The organism is Paenibacillus sp. 2003, from assembly GCF_031455635.1.
Classification (GTDB): domain Bacteria; phylum Bacillota; class Bacilli; order Paenibacillales; family Paenibacillaceae; genus Paenibacillus; species Paenibacillus amylolyticus_B.
In genome coordinates, this window is sequence record NZ_JAVDTB010000001.1 from 1,074,415 (window position 1) to 1,095,214 (window position 20,800).

Annotated in this window: 14 protein-coding genes; all 14 read left to right on the forward strand. The window is 46.3% G+C overall.

Translation table 11 applies throughout. The features are described 5' to 3' along the window. Window positions 1–541 precede the first annotated feature (541 nt). Window positions 542–2,236, forward strand: coding sequence for a M3 family oligoendopeptidase (locus tag J2X75_RS05070; protein ID WP_310334693.1), 1,695 nt, complete (start codon window positions 542–544; stop codon window positions 2,234–2,236). Window positions 2,237–2,482: 246 nt separating this feature from the next. Then, window positions 2,483–3,634 carry an iron-containing alcohol dehydrogenase gene (locus J2X75_RS05075; RefSeq protein ID WP_310334695.1) on the forward strand — a complete coding sequence of 384 codons (1,152 nt, stop codon included), beginning with the start codon at window positions 2,483–2,485 and terminating at the stop codon, window positions 3,632–3,634. Window positions 3,635–4,201: 567 nt separating this feature from the next. After that, window positions 4,202–5,371, forward strand: a complete 1,170-nt coding sequence (locus tag J2X75_RS05080) for a glucose-1-phosphate adenylyltransferase (RefSeq protein WP_274599260.1) — start codon at window positions 4,202–4,204, stop codon at window positions 5,369–5,371. A 26-nt stretch (window positions 5,372–5,397) separates the two neighbouring features. After that, window positions 5,398–6,501 (forward strand): glucose-1-phosphate adenylyltransferase subunit GlgD, encoded by a 1,104-nt coding sequence (gene glgD / locus J2X75_RS05085; RefSeq protein WP_091031408.1) that lies wholly within the window; start codon window positions 5,398–5,400, stop codon window positions 6,499–6,501. Between the two features lie 363 nt (window positions 6,502–6,864). Then, window positions 6,865–9,297 (forward strand): glycogen/starch/alpha-glucan phosphorylase, encoded by a 2,433-nt coding sequence (locus tag J2X75_RS05090; RefSeq protein WP_310334698.1) that lies wholly within the window; start codon window positions 6,865–6,867, stop codon window positions 9,295–9,297. A 264-nt stretch (window positions 9,298–9,561) separates the two neighbouring features. Then, window positions 9,562–10,431 (forward strand): effector binding domain-containing protein, encoded by an 870-nt coding sequence (locus tag J2X75_RS05095; RefSeq protein ID WP_310334699.1) that lies wholly within the window; start codon window positions 9,562–9,564, stop codon window positions 10,429–10,431. Window positions 10,432–10,473: 42 nt separating this feature from the next. After that, window positions 10,474–10,932 (forward strand): VanZ family protein, encoded by a 459-nt coding sequence (locus tag J2X75_RS05100; RefSeq protein ID WP_310334702.1) that lies wholly within the window; start codon window positions 10,474–10,476, stop codon window positions 10,930–10,932. A 143-nt stretch (window positions 10,933–11,075) separates the two neighbouring features. Next, complete coding sequence (locus tag J2X75_RS05105) at window positions 11,076–12,767, forward strand: glycoside hydrolase family 13 protein (RefSeq protein ID WP_310334704.1); 1,692 nt, start codon at window positions 11,076–11,078, stop codon at window positions 12,765–12,767. 97 nt (window positions 12,768–12,864) lie between these two features. Further along, the gene (locus J2X75_RS05110) at window positions 12,865–13,557 is read left to right on the forward strand and encodes a metal-dependent hydrolase (RefSeq protein WP_124114258.1); all 693 of its coding nucleotides are present in this window, start codon (window positions 12,865–12,867) and stop codon (window positions 13,555–13,557) included. Between the two features lie 238 nt (window positions 13,558–13,795). Further along, window positions 13,796–15,151: a C4-dicarboxylate transporter DctA gene (gene dctA / locus J2X75_RS05115; protein ID WP_124114259.1), complete on the forward strand. Its 1,356-nt coding sequence runs from the start codon at window positions 13,796–13,798 to the stop codon at window positions 15,149–15,151. 376 nt (window positions 15,152–15,527) lie between these two features. Continuing rightward, a complete protein-coding gene (treC, locus tag J2X75_RS05120; RefSeq protein WP_310334707.1) occupies window positions 15,528–17,249 on the forward strand; it encodes an alpha,alpha-phosphotrehalase in 1,722 nt (573 codons plus the stop codon). A gap of 28 nt (window positions 17,250–17,277) precedes the next feature. After that, complete coding sequence (gene treP, locus J2X75_RS05125) at window positions 17,278–19,296, forward strand: PTS system trehalose-specific EIIBC component (protein WP_310334709.1); 2,019 nt, start codon at window positions 17,278–17,280, stop codon at window positions 19,294–19,296. A 226-nt stretch (window positions 19,297–19,522) separates the two neighbouring features. Beyond that, on the forward strand, window positions 19,523–20,371 hold the full coding sequence (locus J2X75_RS05130) for a chemotaxis protein (protein ID WP_310334712.1): 849 nt from the start codon (window positions 19,523–19,525) through the stop codon (window positions 20,369–20,371). Window positions 20,372–20,473: 102 nt separating this feature from the next. Next, entirely contained in the window at window positions 20,474–20,737 is a 264-nt protein-coding gene (locus J2X75_RS05135) for a YkgJ family cysteine cluster protein (RefSeq protein WP_310334713.1), read from the forward strand. The last annotated feature ends 63 nt before the right edge of the window (window positions 20,738–20,800 follow it).

Here is a 20,800-nt window from a genome sequence, read left to right on the forward strand (position 1 = left end):
CATGGCGGATGAAACTTTGAACCGTGCAGTGAGGTACGTATGATTTAGTGTGATCGGGGAAATAATCCATTTATTAAAATTAAAGATTTCGTATTTTTGTCAATGTTCGGTCAATTCAAACGGCGCTTCACCGTGTACACTAGTAGTAGTGTGATGAATATACGGAAGCAGGGAGGTTACATTCATGACATATATCATTATTATGGCTGTTATTATGGTCGTGGGCATGGTCGGAATGGGCTGGTTCTATCAGATTATGGATAAAGACCAAAGCTAGTATTGTTTAAATGTGAAAAGAAGAGAGACAACCTATAAGCTGGCTTCGCTAACGCGAGGCGGGCTTATTTGTGTGGGGAAAAATTTTGAGGCACTGACCTTACATTAGCACGTAATATATGTAACCATTCATGTTGTACAATTTGACCGATGGACAAATATTTTTCGTAAAGATGGGATTTTTTAGCTGCTCTTTTGTATAATAGGGGGTAGTTTAACTCGGGATACTCCCGAGATTCTGCCAAACAGGAAAGGGTGTACATAAATGAAATTTAGTGAGTATACGTATACACGTCCGAATCTGGAACACATCAAGACATCTTTCCGTGAGCTGTTGAGCGGTTTTGAAGCTGCGGCAACGGTTGAAGAACAGAGTGGGTTCATGGATCAGATTAACGCGCTGCGCAGTGATTTTGAGACACAAGCCCAATTGGTCTACATCCGTCATTCCATTGATACCAATGATGAGTTTTACAAGGCGGAGAACGAATTTCTGGACGAGAATGCACCCATTGTGCAGGAATATATCACGGATTTTTACCGTGCATTGGTTAACTCCAAATTCCGCAATGAGTTGGAACAAAAATGGGGTTCACAGCTGTTCCAACTGGCGGATCTTTCACTGAAAACATTCAGCCCGGAAATTATTGAAGAACTCCAGAAGGAGAACAAACTTTCCACAGAATACAATCAGTTGATCGCTTCGGCCAAGATTCCGTTCGAAGGTGAAGAGCGCACGTTGCCACAACTTCATCCATTTGAACTGTCCACGGATCGCTCCATGCGGGAGCGTGCTTCGGAAGCCAGATACACTTTCATGGCTGAACATGAAGCTGAATTCGATCGCATTTACGATGAACTGGTTAAAGTGCGTACACAGATCGCGAAGAAACTGGGTTACCCAAGCTATGTGGAACTCGGCTATGATCGCATGAACCGCACGGATTACAACGCAGAGATGGTTGCCAACTTCCGGGCACAAGTTCGTGATTATATTGTACCTGTGGCGACCAAGCTCAGAGAGCGCCAGCGTAATCGGATTGATGTGGATACGCTGTATTATTACGATCAGGGCTTCAGCTTCAAGACGGGTAACCCGACACCTAAAGGTGACGCGGACTGGATTATCAATAATGGTAAAAAAATGTATGCTGAATTATCACCAGAGACAGATGCATTTTTCCAGATGATGACCGAAAACGAGCTTATGGATCTGGTTAGCAAAAAAGGTAAACAGGGCGGCGGATATTGTACGTTCCTGAACGATTACAAAGTGCCGTTTATCTTCTCCAACTTCAACGGTACATCCGGTGATATCGATGTATTGACGCATGAAGCAGGTCATGCTTTCCAAGTGTATGAGAGCCGTGATTTTGCAGTGCCTGAATACAACTGGCCGACATATGAATCGGCTGAGATTCATTCCATGAGTATGGAGTTCTTCACATGGCCGTGGATGCAGTTGTTCTTCAAGGAAGATACAGACAAGTACAAGTTTGATCACCTGTCTTCCGGTCTGTTGTTTATTCCGTATGGCGTAGCCGTGGATGAATTCCAGCATTTTGTGTATGCGAACCCGGATGCAACACCAACTGAGCGTAAGCAGGCTTGGCGCAACATTGAGAAGACCTATCTGCCACACATCAATTACAAAGATAATGCGTATCTGGAGCAGGGTGGTTTCTGGCATAAGCAGGGTCACATTTTCTCATCGCCGTTCTACTACATTGACTACACGTTGGCACAAATCTGTGCATTCCAGTTCTGGAAACGCAGCAATGAGGACATGAAGTCCGCATGGGCCGACTATCTGACATTGTGTAAAGCGGGAGGAAGCCTGTCCTTCACCGGATTGGTTGAACTGGCTGGATTGAACTCTCCATTCGAGGATGGCTGTGTATCCTCCGTAATTGGCGATATTGAGGCATGGCTTGACGGCGTGAACGATAAGGCGCTGTAAGCCTTCGTAAGGATGCTTTTAGTGTAAGTACCTGCGGTAAGGTATAAGTAGTGGATAAAGCTTTAAGATAGATAAGTAAGACGGCTTGGAGACCTTGGGGTGTCTGGGTCGTCTTTTTCATTACGGGTAAAAATCAACCTCCAGTGTAACATTTATCGGATTCATTGTGATTTATTTCACTATATCTGAAAACGGATTCAGTTACAATGGAGATAGTAAATCAGGGGTTACAGGAGGCTGGTTCAAATGGCAACACATGCATATTATGTTCCGCCCGTGAACTTGATGGGTAGAGGATGTTTACAGGAAGCAGGTCAGATGATTGAACAGATGGGTATCCGCAAGGCGCTGGTTGTAAGTGATCGTCAATTGATTACTTCAGGTGTTGCTGAACAGGTACTGTCTATACTAAGAAAATCAGGGTTAGACTATGTAGTATATGATGAGGTTCAGCCTAATCCAACATGTCAGAATGTACATGATGGACTACGATTATTTCAGGACCATGGCTGTGACGCCATTATATCGATAGGCGGAGGTTCACCGCAGGATGCTGCCAAAGGCATTGGCATTGTAGCTACCAACGGTGGGCAAATCCGTGATTATGAAGGATTTCATCAATCGAAACATAAGTCCGTGCCACTTGTGGCTGTAAACACAACGGCTGGCACATCGAGCGAGGTGACAATAAACTACGTGATTACAGATGAGGAACGTAAAGTGAAGATGGTAATGGTGGACCGCAATAGTCTGGTCTCCCTGTCGGTTAATGATCCGGAGCTGATGCTCAGCAAACCTGCAAGTCTCACAGCGGCCACAGGAATGGATGCGTTGACACATGCCGTAGAAGCGATGGTTACACCGGGTGGATTTACAGTGACAAGTGCGACAGCTGCAGCAGCTGTTGAACTGATCTTTGAATATTTGCCAAGAGCCGTGAGAGACGGCAGTGATCTGGAAGCGCGGGAACATATGACGTATGCGTGTTTCCTTGGCGGGATTGCTTTTAATAATGCGGGTCTGGGTTATGTTCATGCGATGGCGCATCAACTGGGTGGCGTATATGATCTGCCGCACGGTGTGTGTAACGCAATGTTACTCCCCTATGTGGAAGAGTTGAACGCCAAGCATGTACCCGGCAAATTCCGTCATATTGCTAAGGCAATTGGTATGGATGTGAAGGGCAGAAGTGATGAGGAGTGTGCAGATTACGTCATTGAGGCCATACGTCAGCTATCAAAGGAAGTCGGGATCCCTGAGAAACTGTCTGAACTGGGTGTAAAAGATCCCGATGTGGAACTGCTTGCCGATAACGCGATGAAAGATGCCTGTGCACCAGGCAATCCCTATCAACCGTCCAAGGATGAAGTGATGGAGCTGTTCCGCAAAATTATATAAACTGTTTCAGAAACGGATTCACCAGAGTACGATCCTGTTGAACATGGAGGATCACGGACCAAGCAGGGTTAGAAAATAACAGACAAAATGAGCCGGGATCGAAAGTCGGCTTTTTTGTCATGTGAACTCATGTTTTTTACTTATTTTTCCACTTAATGATTGCACAAAAACTAAAGGATTTTGCTTCCCTTTTATCGAATACAATATGAATAACAGCGGCACGAGAAAGGGTAATCTTACCCGCAACTTGATGTCGATGTTTTCCAGCAAGATTCCCCAGTCCGTTTCGTGTTTAATGTTAAATAGGAGTAGTCTATTACATTGTTCACGAGCTACACCTTAAGTTCTGCATCTAACATTCACCTCTGTAAGACAGTCAAGCAATTCTACACCGGCATCATCTCTTTTTCAGGCTTTACAATCCAAGAAGTTCAACTGCAACAAGATTCACCGGTTACACATCTGTACAGCATGCTCCTAATCAAGACAACAGTGTCCACACAACAGAATATCGATTATGGGCTCTGAAATGAATCAGAACGAATGCACGTGGAGGAGGCTGTAATGATGGCGAAAAAAGAAGTTGTAGCGATGCTACTTGCCGGAGGGCAAGGTAAGAGGTTAAAAGGATTAACGAAATCACTGGCTAAGCCAGCAGTATATTTTGGCGGTACGTACCGGATTATTGATTTTCCGCTAAGTAACTGCTCTAACTCGGGTATTGATACAGTGGGCGTATTAACTCAATATGAACCACTTGTCCTGCACTCCTATATTGGTATCGGCAGTGACTGGGATCTGGACCGTAAAAATGGCGGAGTATACGTACTTCCTCCCCATGAACGTGAAGACGGAAGCAGTTGGTACCGTGGAACAGCAGATGCCATCTTCCGTAACCTGAACTTTATTGAACAATTCGATCCTGAGCATGTGCTCATTCTGTCAGGGGATCATATCTATAAGATGGACTACGAAAAAATGCTCCAGTATCACAAAGATAAAGATGCGGATTGCACCATATCGGTCATTGATGTCTCATTGGAAGAAGCCAGCCGATTCGGGGTGCTGAACACCAACGATGACTATAGCATCTATGAATTTGAAGAAAAACCTCCTGAGCCCAAGAGCACACTGGCTTCCATGGGTATCTATCTCTTCAAGTGGGATGTACTGAAACGTTTCCTGATCCAGGATGAACAACAGGCATCCACCTCCTATGATTTTGGTAAAGATATTATTCCTTTGTTGCTTGAAAACGAAAAATCCTTATATGCATATCCATTTGAAGGTTATTGGAAAGACGTTGGTACCATTCGCAGTCTGTGGGAATCCAATATGGACCTGTTGGACGAAGACACACCATTTAATTTGAATGATCCGGACTGGCGTATTTTCACACGTAATCCGAACCAACCTGCACAATATATCTCACCTTCGGGCAAGGTACGGAATTGTATTATTAGTGAAGGCACAGTAGTGCATGGTGAGGTCAACCATTCTGTTCTGTTCTACGGAATTGAAGTTGGTGAGAACAGTGCTGTCATCGATTCGGTGATCATGCCAAGAGTGAAAATCGGGCAAAATGTACGCATTTACCGAGCTATTATCGCAGAAGGATTGGTTATTCCCGATGGAACACAGATATCGCCTGCACCGGAAGATGAGAGTGATATATTGCTCGTGGATCAGGAAGAACTGGAACGTCAGCTTCGCCAAGGAATAACCAGCAAGGCCTAATTGAAGTCAAAAGGACGGTGCATGCGATGAAACCATTGATCGGAGTTATTAACCTTGACCATGAACTTGAAGAATTGAAGGAATTGACATATTTTCGCTGCGGAGCCGCGGTGCCATATGCCGGGCGTTACCGTCTGATCGATTTTGTTCTATCCAATATGATGAATGCCGGAATTGAGAGTATAGGTGTGTTTGTCCGTCGCAAGTATCGCTCTCTGATGGACCATCTTGGTGACGGTAAGCCTTGGGATTTGGATCGCAAGCATGGGGGCATGTTTATTTTGCCACCAGACTGGAACGATCCAACAGATACATCACAAGGGGATTTGCAGCATTTCCATAACAATTTGGACTTTTTCCACAGAGGAGCAGGGCAATATGTTGTGCATGCGGGCAGTCGCCATGTGACCAAAGCAGACCTCCAGGATGTCTACAGGTATCACATCAGTAAAGGAGCTGACGTTACACTGGTCTGCAAAAAGGTAGATCAGCTGCTGCCTGAGCATGACGCCTGTGTCAAAGTTGATCATGACGGGGACGGTAACGTGGTGGACATTCACCAAAGCGCTAATCACCCGAATATATATACAGAAATTTTCATTATGGAAAAGGAATTGTTCCTGCGCCAGGTGCAACGCTGCATTGATCATGGCGAGAGCCATTTCTTCCGGGATGTGATTCAAAAAAATCCGGATGGATTGAATATCGCTGCGTATGCATATGATGGCTATCACGCAGTCATCAATTCCATTGACAGTTATTATCGCAACAGTATGGATCTGCTGAACACAGGGCAATATGAACAACTGTTCAAGGAAGATCCGATCCAGACCAAAATTAAATACGAAGCGCCTGCCAAATACCTGGATACCGCCGATGTTAAACATTCACTTCTCGCGAATGGCTGCATTGTGGGTGGAGAGGTGGAGGACAGCATTCTGTTCCGTGGTGTACAGGTGGCCAAGGGTGCCAAAATAAAAGGTTCCATCATCATGCAGAAATGTTACATTGGTGAGGGGACGGTCCTTGAGAATGTCATTCTCGATAAAGACGTGAGGCTGACCGGAGGACAGACGCTGATCGGCGACCCGTCGAATCCATACATTTTAGCGAAAAGTACTATTATCTAATGCCCACACGTAACCGATATCTTCTATAAATATATATAAAATAAAAATCCTGTAGGATGGATTTAAGGTTCATACATTTTTTAAGCATCGGGGTGCCACTGAAAAAGCTACTTCATACGTGCAAACGTAGTGGAGGGGACGAAATCGATTCTGAAGAAGCGTAGCGTTCGCCTTTATCACTGTATTTTCACATCTAAATAATATAATCAAAAAATTACGGGGATAACAGCGATCATAAGAACGATTCGTCACCGGAACGGGCTTTCAGCCGAAAGTGTAGCACTTTATAGTGTTGCAGTCTTGCTTATCAAATGTCTATGAACCGCCACCATCCTACAGGATTTCCCCGGGAGGAACCTACTTTTGTTTGACAACAAGGAAACGTTCAAGAGTATCTTTACACGGAATCTGGTCAGCAAATTGGGCAAACCGATTGAAGAAGCAACACAGGAAGACGTGTACCACGTACTGGGAAGCATGATTCGTGAATATGCAGGCCAGGATTGGGCAGCGTCGAATCAGGGGTTCAAGCAGCGCCAGGATAAACAGGTCTATTACTTCTCGCTGGAATTCCTGATTGGACGTCTGCTCGGCAATAATCTGCTGAATGTAAATGAATTAGAATTGGTCCGCGACAGTCTGGCTGATCTGGGTTTTTCCTTGGAAGAGGTGGAAGAACAGGAGGCGGATGCAGGACTCGGTAACGGAGGTCTGGGAAGACTCGCTGCCTGTTTCCTGGATTCACTCGCATCTCTCCGATATGCAGGACATGGTTGTGGGATTCGATATAAATACGGTTTGTTTGAACAAAAAATCATCAATGGTAATCAGGTAGAGTTACCCGACAATTGGCTGGATAAGGGCAATGAATGGGAAGTCCGCCGTCCAGACAAAAAGGTGGAAGTACAGTTCTGGGGCCGGGTAGAAGCTCATGAGCAGGATGGAGAATATCAGTTTGTTACAAAAGATGCCGAATCGGTTGTCGCCATTCCCTATGACGTGCCTGTCATCGGTTATGGTCAAACCCATGTGAACACATTGCGTCTCTGGAGTGCCGAGCCAAAGCGCGAGACTTCACTCGACACCCCTTCGAACTATTACGGTTATCTGGATTATAGCCGATCGGTTGAATCGATCTCTGAGTTTCTATATCCGGACGACTCCCAGTACGAAGGAAAGCTGCTGCGATTGAAGCAGCAATACTTCATGTGCTCGGCAGGTGTACAGAGCGCCTTGCGTACGTTCAACAAGCTGGAGCTACCATATGATCGTTTACCTGATAAAGTGGCCTTCCACATTAATGACACACATCCAACCTTGGTTATACCGGAACTGATGCGCATCCTGATTGATGTGAAGGGGTACGGCTGGGATGAAGCATGGGATATCACAACCCGTACTGTATCGTATACCAATCATACAACGCTTAGTGAGGCGCTTGAGAAGTGGCCTGTATCCATGATCAGCAGGCTGCTGCCTCGAATCTACATGATCATTGAAGAGATCAACAAACGCTTCTGTGGCATGCTGTTGGAGCGGTATCCGGGAGATCAGGATCGCATAGGGCATCTGGCGATTGTTGCAAACGACCAGGTACGGATGGCGCATTTGGCGATTGTAGGCAGTCATAGCGTGAATGGTGTTGCTGCTTTGCATACAGAGATTTTGAAAGAGCGCGAGATGGCCCTGTTCTATGCACTGTATCCAGAGCGTTTCAATAACAAAACGAATGGTATCACCCATCGCCGCTGGTTGATGCATGCCAATCCGAAACTGTCGGATCTGATTACGGATACAATCGGTAACGATTGGATAACAGAGCCGGGCAAGCTGGACCAGTTGGCTGGCTTTGCGGATAATACATCATTTCAGGAGCAGTTCCGTTTGATTAAGCGGGATAACAAAGAGCGGCTTGCTGCGTATATTCTGGACCATACCGGGACAGCAGTGAATCCGGATTCCATCTTTGATGTACAGGTGAAGAGGCTGCACGGGTACAAACGTCAACTGTTGAACATTCTGCATGTTATGCATCTGTATAACCGGCTTAAGAATGATGCTTCGTTTGATATGGTGCCACGTACGTTCATCTTTGGTGCCAAGGCAGCGCCGAGTTATTATTTTGCCAAGAAAATTATTAAGCTGATCAACACCGTGGCTGACACAGTGAATCGGGATGCGGCCGTAAATGACCGCTTGAAGGTATTTTTCCTCGAAAATTATTCCGTCTCTCTCGCAGAGAAGATCATTCCCGCTGCGGATGTTAGTGAACAGATCTCAACCGCAGGTAAGGAAGCTTCCGGTACGGGCAACATGAAGTTTATGATGAACGGTGCTTTAACGATTGGCACGATGGATGGAGCCAACGTGGAGATGGCGGAGCAGGTTGGGGAAGAAAATATGTTCATCTATGGTCTGCGTGCAGACGAAGTGCTTGAGTATTATCGTTCGGGAAGCTATCGTCCGAATGAGATTGTGCATCACGATGAACGCATTCGCGAGGTTGTGGAGCAACTGGTGCATCCAGGTGCATTCTGTTATCGTGACGGGGAGTTCTGGGATATTTATGACTCCTTGCTGGCCCATGGTGACGAATACTTTGTATTGCGTGATTTTGCTGCTTATGCTGACGCGCATGCTGCGATTGACCAGGCGTATCGGGATATTCCGGGCTGGACCCGGAAAGCGATATTAAACACGGCTCATTCCGGCATATTCTCCAGTGATCGTACCATTAGTGAGTATGCGACAGATATCTGGGGTATTCACCCCGTGTCCGGGAACTGGAAAGGTTAAGAATAGATTGTTAAACAAACAAGTCCCCTTGTTCACAAGAGCCATCTCTACTGGTAAATTAACCAGCGTAGAGAGTATTTCCTTGTAGAACAAGGGGATTTTGGCATAGAGTGTATCATAGTGTCATTCAGCATGAAGAGAACCGCAACTCGCGTATCTTTCATCATACAAGTTCGCACACAAAATCAAAAAAAAGATCGGGATCTCAGTCATACTACATAAGAAATCGTTTGATATTTTGAATTAGATAGGGGAGCCGTCACTATGGATCATTACACACGAATTCAACTTGCTATTGAGTATTTGGAGCAGCATTTGCAAGATGATTTTAATATCAGAGAGACGTCCGCTGCTGCGAGCTTTTCGGCGTTTCATTTTCAGCGTTTATTCCAGGCGATCACCGGATTTACGGTACTTGAATATGTGCGCAGACGCAGATTAACGGAAGCTGCTGGGATGCTGCGGGGCACATCGGAAGGCATATTGGACATTGCGATGAGCTTTGGCTATCAATCCCAGGAGGCCTTCACCCGTGCATTTTCAACCTACTTTGGAATGACACCCGCAAAGCTTCGTAAGTTGGAAACAGATCGGTTGTCTCTTTTGAAGATGCAACAGAGCATTGATTTTAATGATTATCGAACCCAGCTTGGTGGAACGTTCCACATGAACACACCCCGTCTAGTCACATTGGCACCGAACTGGATTGTCGGCTATGAATATAAGACCAACCTGAATGACAATCAGCATTATGCTGAAATACCCGGATTTTATCACGATTTTGGCATGGAACAAAAATTCATGGCGATCCCGGAGAGGACACGCCCTGATATGGCTTACGGTGTGGCCTGTCATTTTGAAGAGGATGGAGCATTTTCTTTTATTGTGGGTGAAGAAAGCAGTGGAGCATCCCAGGTACTTGAACCCGGTTTTACTTCGATTGAAATTCCGGGCGGCTTGTATGCAGAGTTCACCGTGGAAGGCTCCGGGCAGGATATTCGTAAAATGATCTATGGCAGCTGGCTGCCGCAGTCCAACTATGAACGGAGGGAAGGACCAGACTTTGAAGTGACGGATGTCTGGAAATCGACCCCTGAACAACTGGACATGAAGATCTATATCCCTTTAAAATAGACCTTACCGCATCGTGGAAATCAAGGTCGGAGGACGGGATGAATGAGCGAAAAGTCGTGGCTCCACTCCAAGTGGATGCTGACCATTGTTGCTTGCATGGCAGTGCTGTACCTACTGATTATGGGCATTTTACTGTTTGTCAGTGGACGAACACCTAGCATGTATTATCAATATAATCTCGTACCCTTCGAGACGATTCGTCCACTTCTTATGGAGAGGGAGAGGTACAATACAGATAACTGGGTCAAAAACCTGTTTGGCAATATCGTATTGTTCATTCCGCTGGGTATCTGGATTCCATGGTTGTTTCGGAGGTGTCGTTCGTTCCTGACATTTACATCTACAGTAGTTTTGCTTCTGCTGGGTGTTGAGGTCACACAATTGATTACACGTGTAGGTTCGTTTGATGTGGATGACATTATTCTGAACACGATCGGTGCCTGGATCGGATACGCCGGATTTAAGTTAGTCTTATATTCACAAAAAAGGACTCGGAATTGAACCGCAGATCGCGGTCCATGACCGGGTCTTTTTGCATAAGATACCTTTCAAATGTTTACAAGGGAATCATTTCGGATAAAACATATTAACGGCTTAATTATATTGTGAGCAGAGAATATATAGTACACAAAGATGAGAGCGAGGTGGGCGATATCGTTTGGTGGAAAGAGAGTGTGGTATACCAGATTTACCCGAGCAGCTTTAAAGATTCGGACGGGGATGGATATGGCGACTTGCAGGGAATCTATGAGAAGCTCGATTATTTGGAGAATTTGGGCGTAGATGTGATCTGGCTCTGTCCCATTTATGATTCACCAGGACATGATAACGGATATGATATCCGGGATTACTACGGCATTTTACGCAAGTATGGCACGATGGAGGATTTTGATCGATTATTGGCAGAGGCCCACAAGCGTGGTCTCAAGATCATGATGGACCTGGTGCTGAATCATACGTCGGATGAACATGCTTGGTTTGCTGAATCACGTTCATCAAAGATGAATCCGAAAAGGGATTATTATATTTGGCGTTCAGGCAAAAATGGGCAGGTGCCGAATAATTGGGAGTCCTATTTTGGGGGTTCGGTGTGGAAGCATGATCCCGAGACAAATGAATATTATCTGCATCTGTATTCGGAACAGCAACCGGATCTCAACTGGAACAATGCACAGATGGCAGAAGAGATGTATGAAATGGTGCATTGGTGGCTGGAAAAAGGGGTCGACGGATTCCGTTTCGATGCAGTAGCGCATATCGCCAAGGCAGAGGGTCTGCCAAGTGCCCACAATCCGGATAATCTGCCGGTAGTTCCAGCGTATCAGCTCTTTTCCAACTTGGAACAGGTACATTCCATCCTGAAGAAACTGAATAACATGATCCTGAAACCTTACGGCCCCATGACAGTTGGCGAGACTTCGGGACTTGGGCCTGAGCAGGCCTTGGCTTATGTCGGGACGGATCGTGACGAACTTAATATGGTATTCCAGTTTGAGCATATGTTTATCGATGCCAAATCTTCCGGAATTGGTAAATGGAACTATAAGGAATGGAAATTGACAGATCTCAAAGAAATCATGAGCCGGTGGCAAACGGTTTTGCATGGTAGAGGCTGGAACGCCAATTATATGGGCAACCATGATCAGCCACGTCCGGTTTCCCGTTTTGGTGATGATGGTAAATATCGGGTGCGTTCTGCTCAGATGCTGGCGACATGGATGCTTACACTCGAAGGGACCACCTACATCTATCAGGGAGAAGAGATCGGCATGACCAATGTCGCTTTCCCGGATATCGAACAATACCGGGACATCGAGACGAAAAATTATTACAATCATTACATTGGTCAAGGTAAGTCGAAGCATGAAGTCATGCAGGCGATCTGGCTGAAGAGTCGCGATAATGCCCGCACGCCGATGCAATGGGATGAGACGGAACACGCAGGGTTTACCCAGGGGCAGCCGTGGATTCAGGTGAATGATAATTATCCTGAGATTAATGTGGCTGATGCCGAGAGTGATCCGCAATCCATTTTGCATTATTACCGTAAGCTAATTGCGCTTCGCAAACAGCATAAAGTGCTCATCTATGGTGCGTATGAACTGCTGCTGCCGAATGATCCGGAGATCTATGCCTATACACGAACGCTGGAAGATGAACAGATGCTGGTCATTCTGAATTTCCGTGGGCATGAACCTGAGATGCACTGGCCGGAAGGCTGGACTTCCGAGCATGCCAAGCTGATCATCAGCAATGTAAGCAGACGTTATTCTACCAATGAAGGTGCGATTCAGCTTCAGCCGTATGAAGCAAGGGTATATCGTAAACAGCGGTGACACGGAGGCTAGCGTAATTTTGCGTTGGTGAAGAGCTATGATTTATAATAAATAGTGGTTTCAAAATAATCAAAACATATGTCGGGAGGAATCCAAGTTGTTGAATATTACGTTCCACGGTCACTCCAGTGTACAGCTGGGCACAGAAGAAAAGTCTCTGATCATTGATCCCTTCCTGCGTGGCAACGAGCTTGCCGTCACGAAGCCTGAAGATATCAAGACCGATGTTGTGTTGCTGACACATGCACATATGGATCACATCCTCGATGCTGAGCCTATTGCCAAAGCGAATAACGCCAAAGTTGTGGCTATTGTGGAATTGGCTACATATATGTCCTGGAAAGGTCTGGATACACTCGGCATGAACATGGGCGGAACGGTAGATCTTGATTTTGCTCAAGCCAAAATGATTCAGGCGTTCCATACTTCCGGGATTGTGCTCGAAGAAGAACAACGGATCATGTATGCAGGGTTGCCTGCTGGATATATCATTAATATTGGTGGTAAAACGATTTTGCATGCCGGAGACACAAGTCTCTTCGGGGATATGAAAATGATCGGTGATCGTCATGATATCGATGTTGCCTTCTTGCCGATTGGTGGACATTTCACGATGGGACCTGAGGATGCGCTGCAAGCGGCCGAATGGTTTAATGCCAAACTGACGATTCCGGTTCATTATGATACATTCCCGGTGATTCGTCAGGATGCGGAACACTTCGTGCAACAACTGGCTGCAAGAGGGTTGGAAGGACGTGTGCTGGCCCCGGGAGAATCTATTACCCTGTGATGCACATTTAACCCCTGTTCAATAAAAAATGGATTTATGGATAAAGACGAATATCACGTCAAGATAACTGACGTGGTATTCGTCTTTTTTCGGTTCCAGGTTCAATTTTCACCGATAGAGTTGGTACAAATGACAAAAACATTGAAATTCCATTGTTGAACTCCCTTTTAGAATGATATAAAAAGTTACACGGAAACCAAACGGAAATCCGAATTGACCGCAAACAGGGGGAGCGTTCATGTCATTTATGAAATCATTATTTTTTCAAATTATTGTAGCGGTAATCATCGGGATTGGCGTTGGCATTCTGTGGCCGGATCTGGGTAGCTTGCTGCAACCGCTCGGAACAGGTTTCATCAAATTGATCAAGATGATCATCGCACCACTGATTTTCATGGTGATTGTAACAGGCATTGCCAAAATCGGTGATCTGAAGTCGGTAGGTCGCATCGGGCTGAAAGCCATCGTGTGGTTCGAGATTGCAACTACAGTGGCGCTGGTACTTGGATTGGGAACAGCCAATCTGCTTCGCCCCGGTGCCGGAATGAACGTGGACCCTTCAACCATAGACGCAAGCGGCATTGAAGCGAAAACCAATGGTTCCGAGTTACCGCATACGGTAGACTTTATCATGAATATTATTCCGACAAGTGTTGTAGATGCCTTTGCACAAAATGCACTTCTGCAAGTATTGCTCGTGGCATGCCTGTTCGGGGTTGCACTGGCAGCAACCGAGAGTAAGGCAAAAGAGAATGTACTGACGCTGATTGAGAACTTGCTCGGCATTGTGTTCCGTATCATCGGTTATATCATGAAACTCGCGCCGATTGGTGCATTTGGGGCCATGGCCTACACAGTAGGTGCCTATGGGGCTTCCACATTGTCGTCCTTTGGTCTGTTGATTCTGGCCTGTTACGGCGCAGCACTGTTGTTTCTCATCATGTTGGCACTCGCTGCCTGGTGGATCACCGGGCTGAATTTCCTGCAATTTGTGAAGTATACCCGTGCTGAAGTTATGTTGGCGATTGGAACAGGATCATCGGAAGTGGTGATGCCACGCATGATGGACAAACTAACCAAGGCGGGATGCGATCGTGCGGTTGTGGGTCTTGTGGTGCCGACGGGGTACTCGTTCAATCTGGATGGCGCTTCAATCTATTTATCATTGGCAACGGTATTTGTTGCTCAAGCCGTAGGGATTGAATTGACCTTGATGCAGCAGATTACGATTCTGCTGGTGCTAATGCTAAGTTCCAAAGGCATGGCAGGAGTACCTGGTTCCGCATTTCTGGCCCTGTCCGCGACGGCAGTAGCCGTCAATGCTTTTCCGGTAGCAGCGGTTGCTCTGCTGCTTGGTGCAGACCGTTTCATGGATACAATGCGTGTATTCACCAACCTGATGGGCAACTGTGTTGCAGCATTTGTGGTTGCAAAATGGGAAGGCTTGTTGGATCAAAAGCGAATGCGTGCCGTACTCTCTGGTGAGATCAGTGTTGCTGAACTGGAAAGGGAAGAGCAAGCTGAACTATCTCTATTGAAGTTGAATATGCAGGAAAAACAAGGGAAAGCCGTAGTTTCACCGGAGATGTCGTAAGAGGCGTGTCTCCGCTGTGGTGATTAAGTCAAATGACAGCAACTTTATAATAACAATCCATTACAACAGTAAAAAACAGTAGAATACATTTAAAAAGTTCAACCAAGTTCAACCAAATTAGACCGTCTGTTGCCCGCACCAATGGTGGGAAGAACAGACGGTTTCTTGTTGTCTCAATACAGATATCATTGGGTTCACGAACGCAGGTTCCAAAATAAATGTTACAGAGGAAAGATTTATGGGGAATGTGTAGAAGAGGCGAAGAATATACATATTATAGATTCAACTTGTATATACATGTTTACCTATGTAATATAGATATGAAGTTAGCCGAGAACATCACATAAGAGCATTACAATTTATTGGAGGCGTTAACATGAGTTCTAACAATACAACTCCGTCATCTTGGTGGAAGACATCAACGGTGTATCAGGTATATCCGAAGAGTTTTAATGACACAACCGGATCGGGTACCGGAGATATTCGTGGATTAACCGAGAAGCTTGATTATTTGCAGCATCTGGGTATCGATATTGTGTGGTTGCAGCCGGTATATGTATCCCCGCAGCATGATAATGGATATGACGTAGCGGACTATTACCGGATTAATCCGGATTATGGGACGATGGAGGATTTTGACGAACTGTTGAAAGGTCTGAAGGCTCGTGATATGAAACTGATGATTGATATCGTGGTGAATCACTCCTCGACCGATCATGAGTGGTTCCAGCAATCCCGCTCTTCCAAGGATAATCCGTATCGAGATTATTATATTTGGAAAGATCCTGCCCCGGATGGCGGTGTGCCGAACAACTGGCAATCCAAGTTCGGCGGACCTGCTTGGCAGTTCGATGAACAGACGGGACAATATTTCCTGACTTTATTTGATAAAACGCAGGCAGATCTGAATTGGGAGAATGAGGAAGTACGCAAAGCTGTACGGGATATGATTAAGTTTTGGGCCGAAAAGGGTGTAGACGGTTTCCGTATGGACGTGATCAACCTAATCTCCAAAGATCAGCGTTTCCCGGATGATGATGGCAGCGTATCGCCTGGTGATGGACGCAAGTACTACACGGATGGACCGCGTGTACATGAATATATCACCGAGATGTACGACGAAGTATTCGGACCGTACAACATGGTAACCGTAGGAGAAATGTCCTCCACAACACTGGAACATTGTATCCAATATTCGAACCCGGCTTCCCGGGAGTTTTCAATGACATTCAACTTCCATCACCTGAAAGTGGATTATCCGAATGGTCAGAAGTGGGAACTGATGCCGTATGATTTTGAAGCGATGAAACAGCTCTTCAGTGAGTGGCAGACAGGCATGCAGGCCGGTGGAGGCTGGAACGCGCTGTTCCTTAATAACCATGATCAGCCGCGGGCACTGTCCCGATTTGCTGATGATGGTGACTATCGTGCCGAGAGTGCCAAGATGCTCGCGACAACGATACACGGAATGCAAGGTACGCCTTATGTGTACCAGGGTGAAGAGATCGGAATGCCGAATCCAGTCTGGAATGACGTTAGCGAGTTCCGTGATATCGAATCGACGAACATGTACCGCTTGCTTCAGGAAGAACGAGGGAAATCAGCGGAGGAAGCGTTCGAAATCGTGAAGGAGCGTTCCCGGGATAACTCCCGCACACCGATGCAGTGGAATGGAAGTCAGAACGCCGGCTTCACTACGGGAACACCTTGGCTGAAGGTGGATGAGCGGTATCCTTCGATTCACGTGGAACAGCAGCTGGCTGACCCGGATTCGATCTACTACCACTACCGCAAATTGATTGCCCTGCGTAAACAGGTAAACGTGCTGATCGACGGTCTGTATGAACGATTGGACGATGCACACCCGGATGTATTCGCGTATGCACGGACCAATGGAAGTGAAACCCTGATTGTTGTATCCAACTTCAGTAAACGGGACGTCACGTTCTCGCTTCCGGAAGCGGTCTGGAATGATCACATTGCAGGCAAATCAGCAGAGTTACTCATAGGAAATACGGAGGCAACCCATGCGCTGACGCAGGAAATCTCTCTCAGTCCGTATGCATCCTATATGTGGCTTGTGCCACAACAGGACTAATCACATTTTATAAATAGGAAGTGACACTATGGCAATTGATAAAAAACAGGTTGAGGAGATCGTCCGGGCAGTCGGTGGCAAAGAGAATATTGAAGCTGCTACGCACTGTGTTACACGACTCCGGTTTGCCTTGTACGATGAGAGTAAAGTGGATACTGAAAGTCTGGATCAGAATGATCTGGTTAAAGGTCAGTTCTCTTCCCAAGGACAATTCCAGGTCGTTATTGGGCCTGGTCTGGTGGATAAAGTCTATGATGAGATGATTCAGATTACCGGGGGAGAACGTTCTTCCAAAGATGATGTGAAGGCGGTTGCTGGTAAAAAGCAAAATCCAATCCAGCGAGCGATCAAAACACTCTCGGATATTTTCATTCCGATCTTGCCTGCAATCATTACGGCAGGTCTTTTGCTCGGGATTAACAATATTCTGACAGGTCCAGGCATTTTCTTTGATGGAAAATCACTGGTGGATGTTTATCCAGCCTGGAAGGATCTTGCGTCCATTATTAATACGATTGCAAGTACAGCCTTCACGTTCCTGCCCGCTCTAATTGGTTGGGCAGCTGTAAAAAGGTTCGGCGGCAGTCCGCTGCTCGGGATCGTGCTTGGTCTCATTCTGGTACATCCCGATCTGCTGAGTGCATATGGTTATGCTGATGCCGTAAATGAAGGTACAGTGCCAACATGGAATTTGTTTGGTTGGGAGATTGAGAAGATCGGTTATCAAGGGCAGGTTCTGCCGGTACTGGTATCGGCCTATCTGCTTGCGAAGATGGAAATTTTCCTGAATAAAAGGGTACATGATTCGATCAAACTGCTGGTCGTTGCACCAGTTACATTGCTGATTACCGGATTCCTTGCATTTACGATTATTGGACCGGTCACATTTGCTATTGCAAATGCAATCACATCCGGCTTGATCTATGTATACGATTCATACGCGGCGCTGGGTGGTCTGATCTACGGTGGTCTGTACGCTTTGCTCGTTATCACCGGTATGCATCACACGTTCCTAGCGGTGGATGTTCAGCTCATTGGTAGTCAGGGCGGTACATTCCTGTGGCCGATGCTGGCATTGTCCAATATCGCACAGGGTTCGGCGGCACTTGCGATGATGCTTGTCCTGCGTGAGAAGAAAATGAGAGGACTTGCAGCGACGTCCTCGGTGTCGGCCTTCCTCGGGGTAACTGAGCCGGCGATCTTCGGAGTGAATATCCGTTACCGTTATCCGTTTATCTTTGGTATGGTCGGTTCCGCGATTGGTGGTGTGTTGCTGACGATGAATAATGTTCAGGCAACCTCCATCGGTGTAGGTGGCGTACCGGGATTCCTGTCGATTTTCCCTAACAAATGGGGCGTCTTCTTCATCGGCATGGCGATTGTTCTGGTTGTACCATTTGTACTGACCGTCCTTTTTGGCAGAGCCAAACTGAGAAAAGAAGATCGTAGTGCAAGCAATGAAACCGTTGCTGAGCCTAAAGCGGCTACATCGCAGTCTGCTTCGGGTGTTACCTCTTCAACTGCAAAAACAGATCCAAACCAGCGCACACGTAGTGCAGCTCAAGTAGGGGACGAAGCAGTGAATACACTGGAAATCATGGCGCCATTAACCGGCCAGGCCGTGTCACTGGAGCAAGTACCAGATCCGGCTTTTGCCGAGAAACAGATGGGTGAAGGTGTAGCGATTGAACCTTCCGGCAACCTGGTTGTTGCCCCGTTTGATGCTCAGGTAGCTCATGTGATCAAAAGTAAACATGCGGTGATTCTTGAACACGCAAGTGGATTACAAGTTCTGATTCATGTCGGGATTAATACAGTATCCCTCAAGGGTGAAGGCTTCAACATGCATGTGGAAGCTGGCGAGCATGTAAAGGCTGGACAAAAACTGTTGGAGTTTGATCGTAAGGTCATTGAAGATGCGGGTTACCCGCTGATTACACCGATTATCATTCCAGATGGTCAAGATATGGTTGAACGGGTGGAAGTCACCACAGGTGATGTTACATCTAATCAAAATGGTGTGTTGAAGGTTCATCTGAAAGGTTAATTGAATACAACAACAAGAAGGGGCTGCATGATACGCAGCTCCTTTTTTGCTGTATGATCGTTATTTTCATGACGATCATGGTAAACTGTATATAAAATGGAAGAATCACATTTTTAAAATAATGGTCACTGGAAGGTATCGTTTGACAAAGCAAGCTTCAGGCATGTTCCAGTCGTGGCGTTCATATGGTGGAGAAAGAGATCCTAGATCGATGAGGAGGAGAGCCATGACACGTATTGCGGTGATGGTCATTCATGGGCTGGGTATGCGGAAGGATGGGTACGCGGACAAGCTGATTGCTTGTTTGCATAAGGAATTGGACAAGGTGATGGTCTTGCCTGGAGCCTCCGAACAGATGGTGGATATCGAACCTGTATATTGGGCGGATGTATTTGAGGAGCGGGAAGAGGCACTCTTTCAACAGCTCGTCAGCTCTCCGGGATTGAACTTTCAGGCGTTGCGCCGATTTGTCATCCATTACCTGGCTGATGCGGTTGCTTATCAACCTGTGGAAAATCAAGGCCATAATTATGATGCCGTACATCGAACGTTGAATCAGGCGATGCATACCCTTGCACAGCGTAATGGACCGGAAGCTCCGCTCTGCGTGGTTGCCCATAGTTTGGGTGCCGTAATCGCCAGTAACTTCTTCTACGATCTACAATATCCGTCCAGTCGTGTTCCTGAAGTTGTGGATGTGAACTCGGCTTTGGAGCGGGGTGACACCCTGACCAATTTTTACTCGTTTGGTACAACCCTGCCCTTATGGAGTTTGCGTTACCATGACTTTAGTTGCCCAATTCAGGTGCCCTCTTCCCATGTGAATAACTATTATGCCGGGCTGGAAGGGGAATGGGTGAACTTCTACGATCGGGATGATATTCTGGGTTATCCATTACGCCCCATTGATCCCGCTTATGAGAAAGCGGTCAAAGAAGATATTGAAGTGAACTCTGGCGGCGTGGCGATGAGTTGGAATCCGCTAAGTCATGGGGGGTATTTTTCCAATCGAAGTATGAATCGGAGAATTGCTCAGGGGCTAGCTCGAACCTGGACCTGGATAAATCGTTCATAATATAAGAGGTTCTAGCTTCATCCCATCTTCTTGGTACTGAAAACCGGTCTTTTGAACATGTATTGTAAGTACTATAAGTATTAAAATTAGGAGGGAATATGTATGGAATGCAGGACAGGCTGTGCCGCATGTTGTATCGCGATTTCCATATCATCACCGATACCGGGCATGGCTCATGGCAAGCCAGCAGGTGTACGTTGTGTGCAGCTTACGGATGATAATCGCTGCGGAATTTTTGGCCAAAAGGATCGTCCTGCGGTATGCAGTGGATTGCAAGCTGAGGAAGAGATGTGTGGTAGCACCAATCAGGAAGCATTTGATATTCTAACCTGGTTGGAGCAAGAAACTGCACCGAAGGTAATATGAGTAGGTTGTTTTTATGAATTGGGATAATTATACTTAATATGGAAGAAGGTTGATCAGAGAGAG

Bases quoted from the DNA above. Each gene is read 5' to 3' on its own strand.
- J2X75_RS05070 (WP_310334693.1), top strand. From the start codon at position 542: ATGAAATTTAGTGAGTATACGTATACACGTCCGAATCTGGAACACATC.
- J2X75_RS05075 (WP_310334695.1), top strand. From the start codon at position 2,483: ATGGCAACACATGCATATTATGTTCCGCCCGTGAACTTGATGGGTAGA.
- J2X75_RS05080 (WP_274599260.1), top strand. From the start codon at position 4,202: ATGGCGAAAAAAGAAGTTGTAGCGATGCTACTTGCCGGAGGGCAAGGT.
- glgD (WP_091031408.1), top strand. From the start codon at position 5,398: ATGAAACCATTGATCGGAGTTATTAACCTTGACCATGAACTTGAAGAA.
- J2X75_RS05095 (WP_310334699.1), top strand. From the start codon at position 9,562: ATGGATCATTACACACGAATTCAACTTGCTATTGAGTATTTGGAGCAG.
- J2X75_RS05100 (WP_310334702.1), top strand. From the start codon at position 10,474: ATGAGCGAAAAGTCGTGGCTCCACTCCAAGTGGATGCTGACCATTGTT.
- dctA (WP_124114259.1), top strand. From the start codon at position 13,796: ATGTCATTTATGAAATCATTATTTTTTCAAATTATTGTAGCGGTAATC.
- treC (WP_310334707.1), top strand. From the start codon at position 15,528: ATGAGTTCTAACAATACAACTCCGTCATCTTGGTGGAAGACATCAACG.
- treP (WP_310334709.1), top strand. From the start codon at position 17,278: ATGGCAATTGATAAAAAACAGGTTGAGGAGATCGTCCGGGCAGTCGGT.
- J2X75_RS05130 (WP_310334712.1), top strand. From the start codon at position 19,523: ATGACACGTATTGCGGTGATGGTCATTCATGGGCTGGGTATGCGGAAG.
- J2X75_RS05135 (WP_310334713.1), top strand. From the start codon at position 20,474: ATGGAATGCAGGACAGGCTGTGCCGCATGTTGTATCGCGATTTCCATA.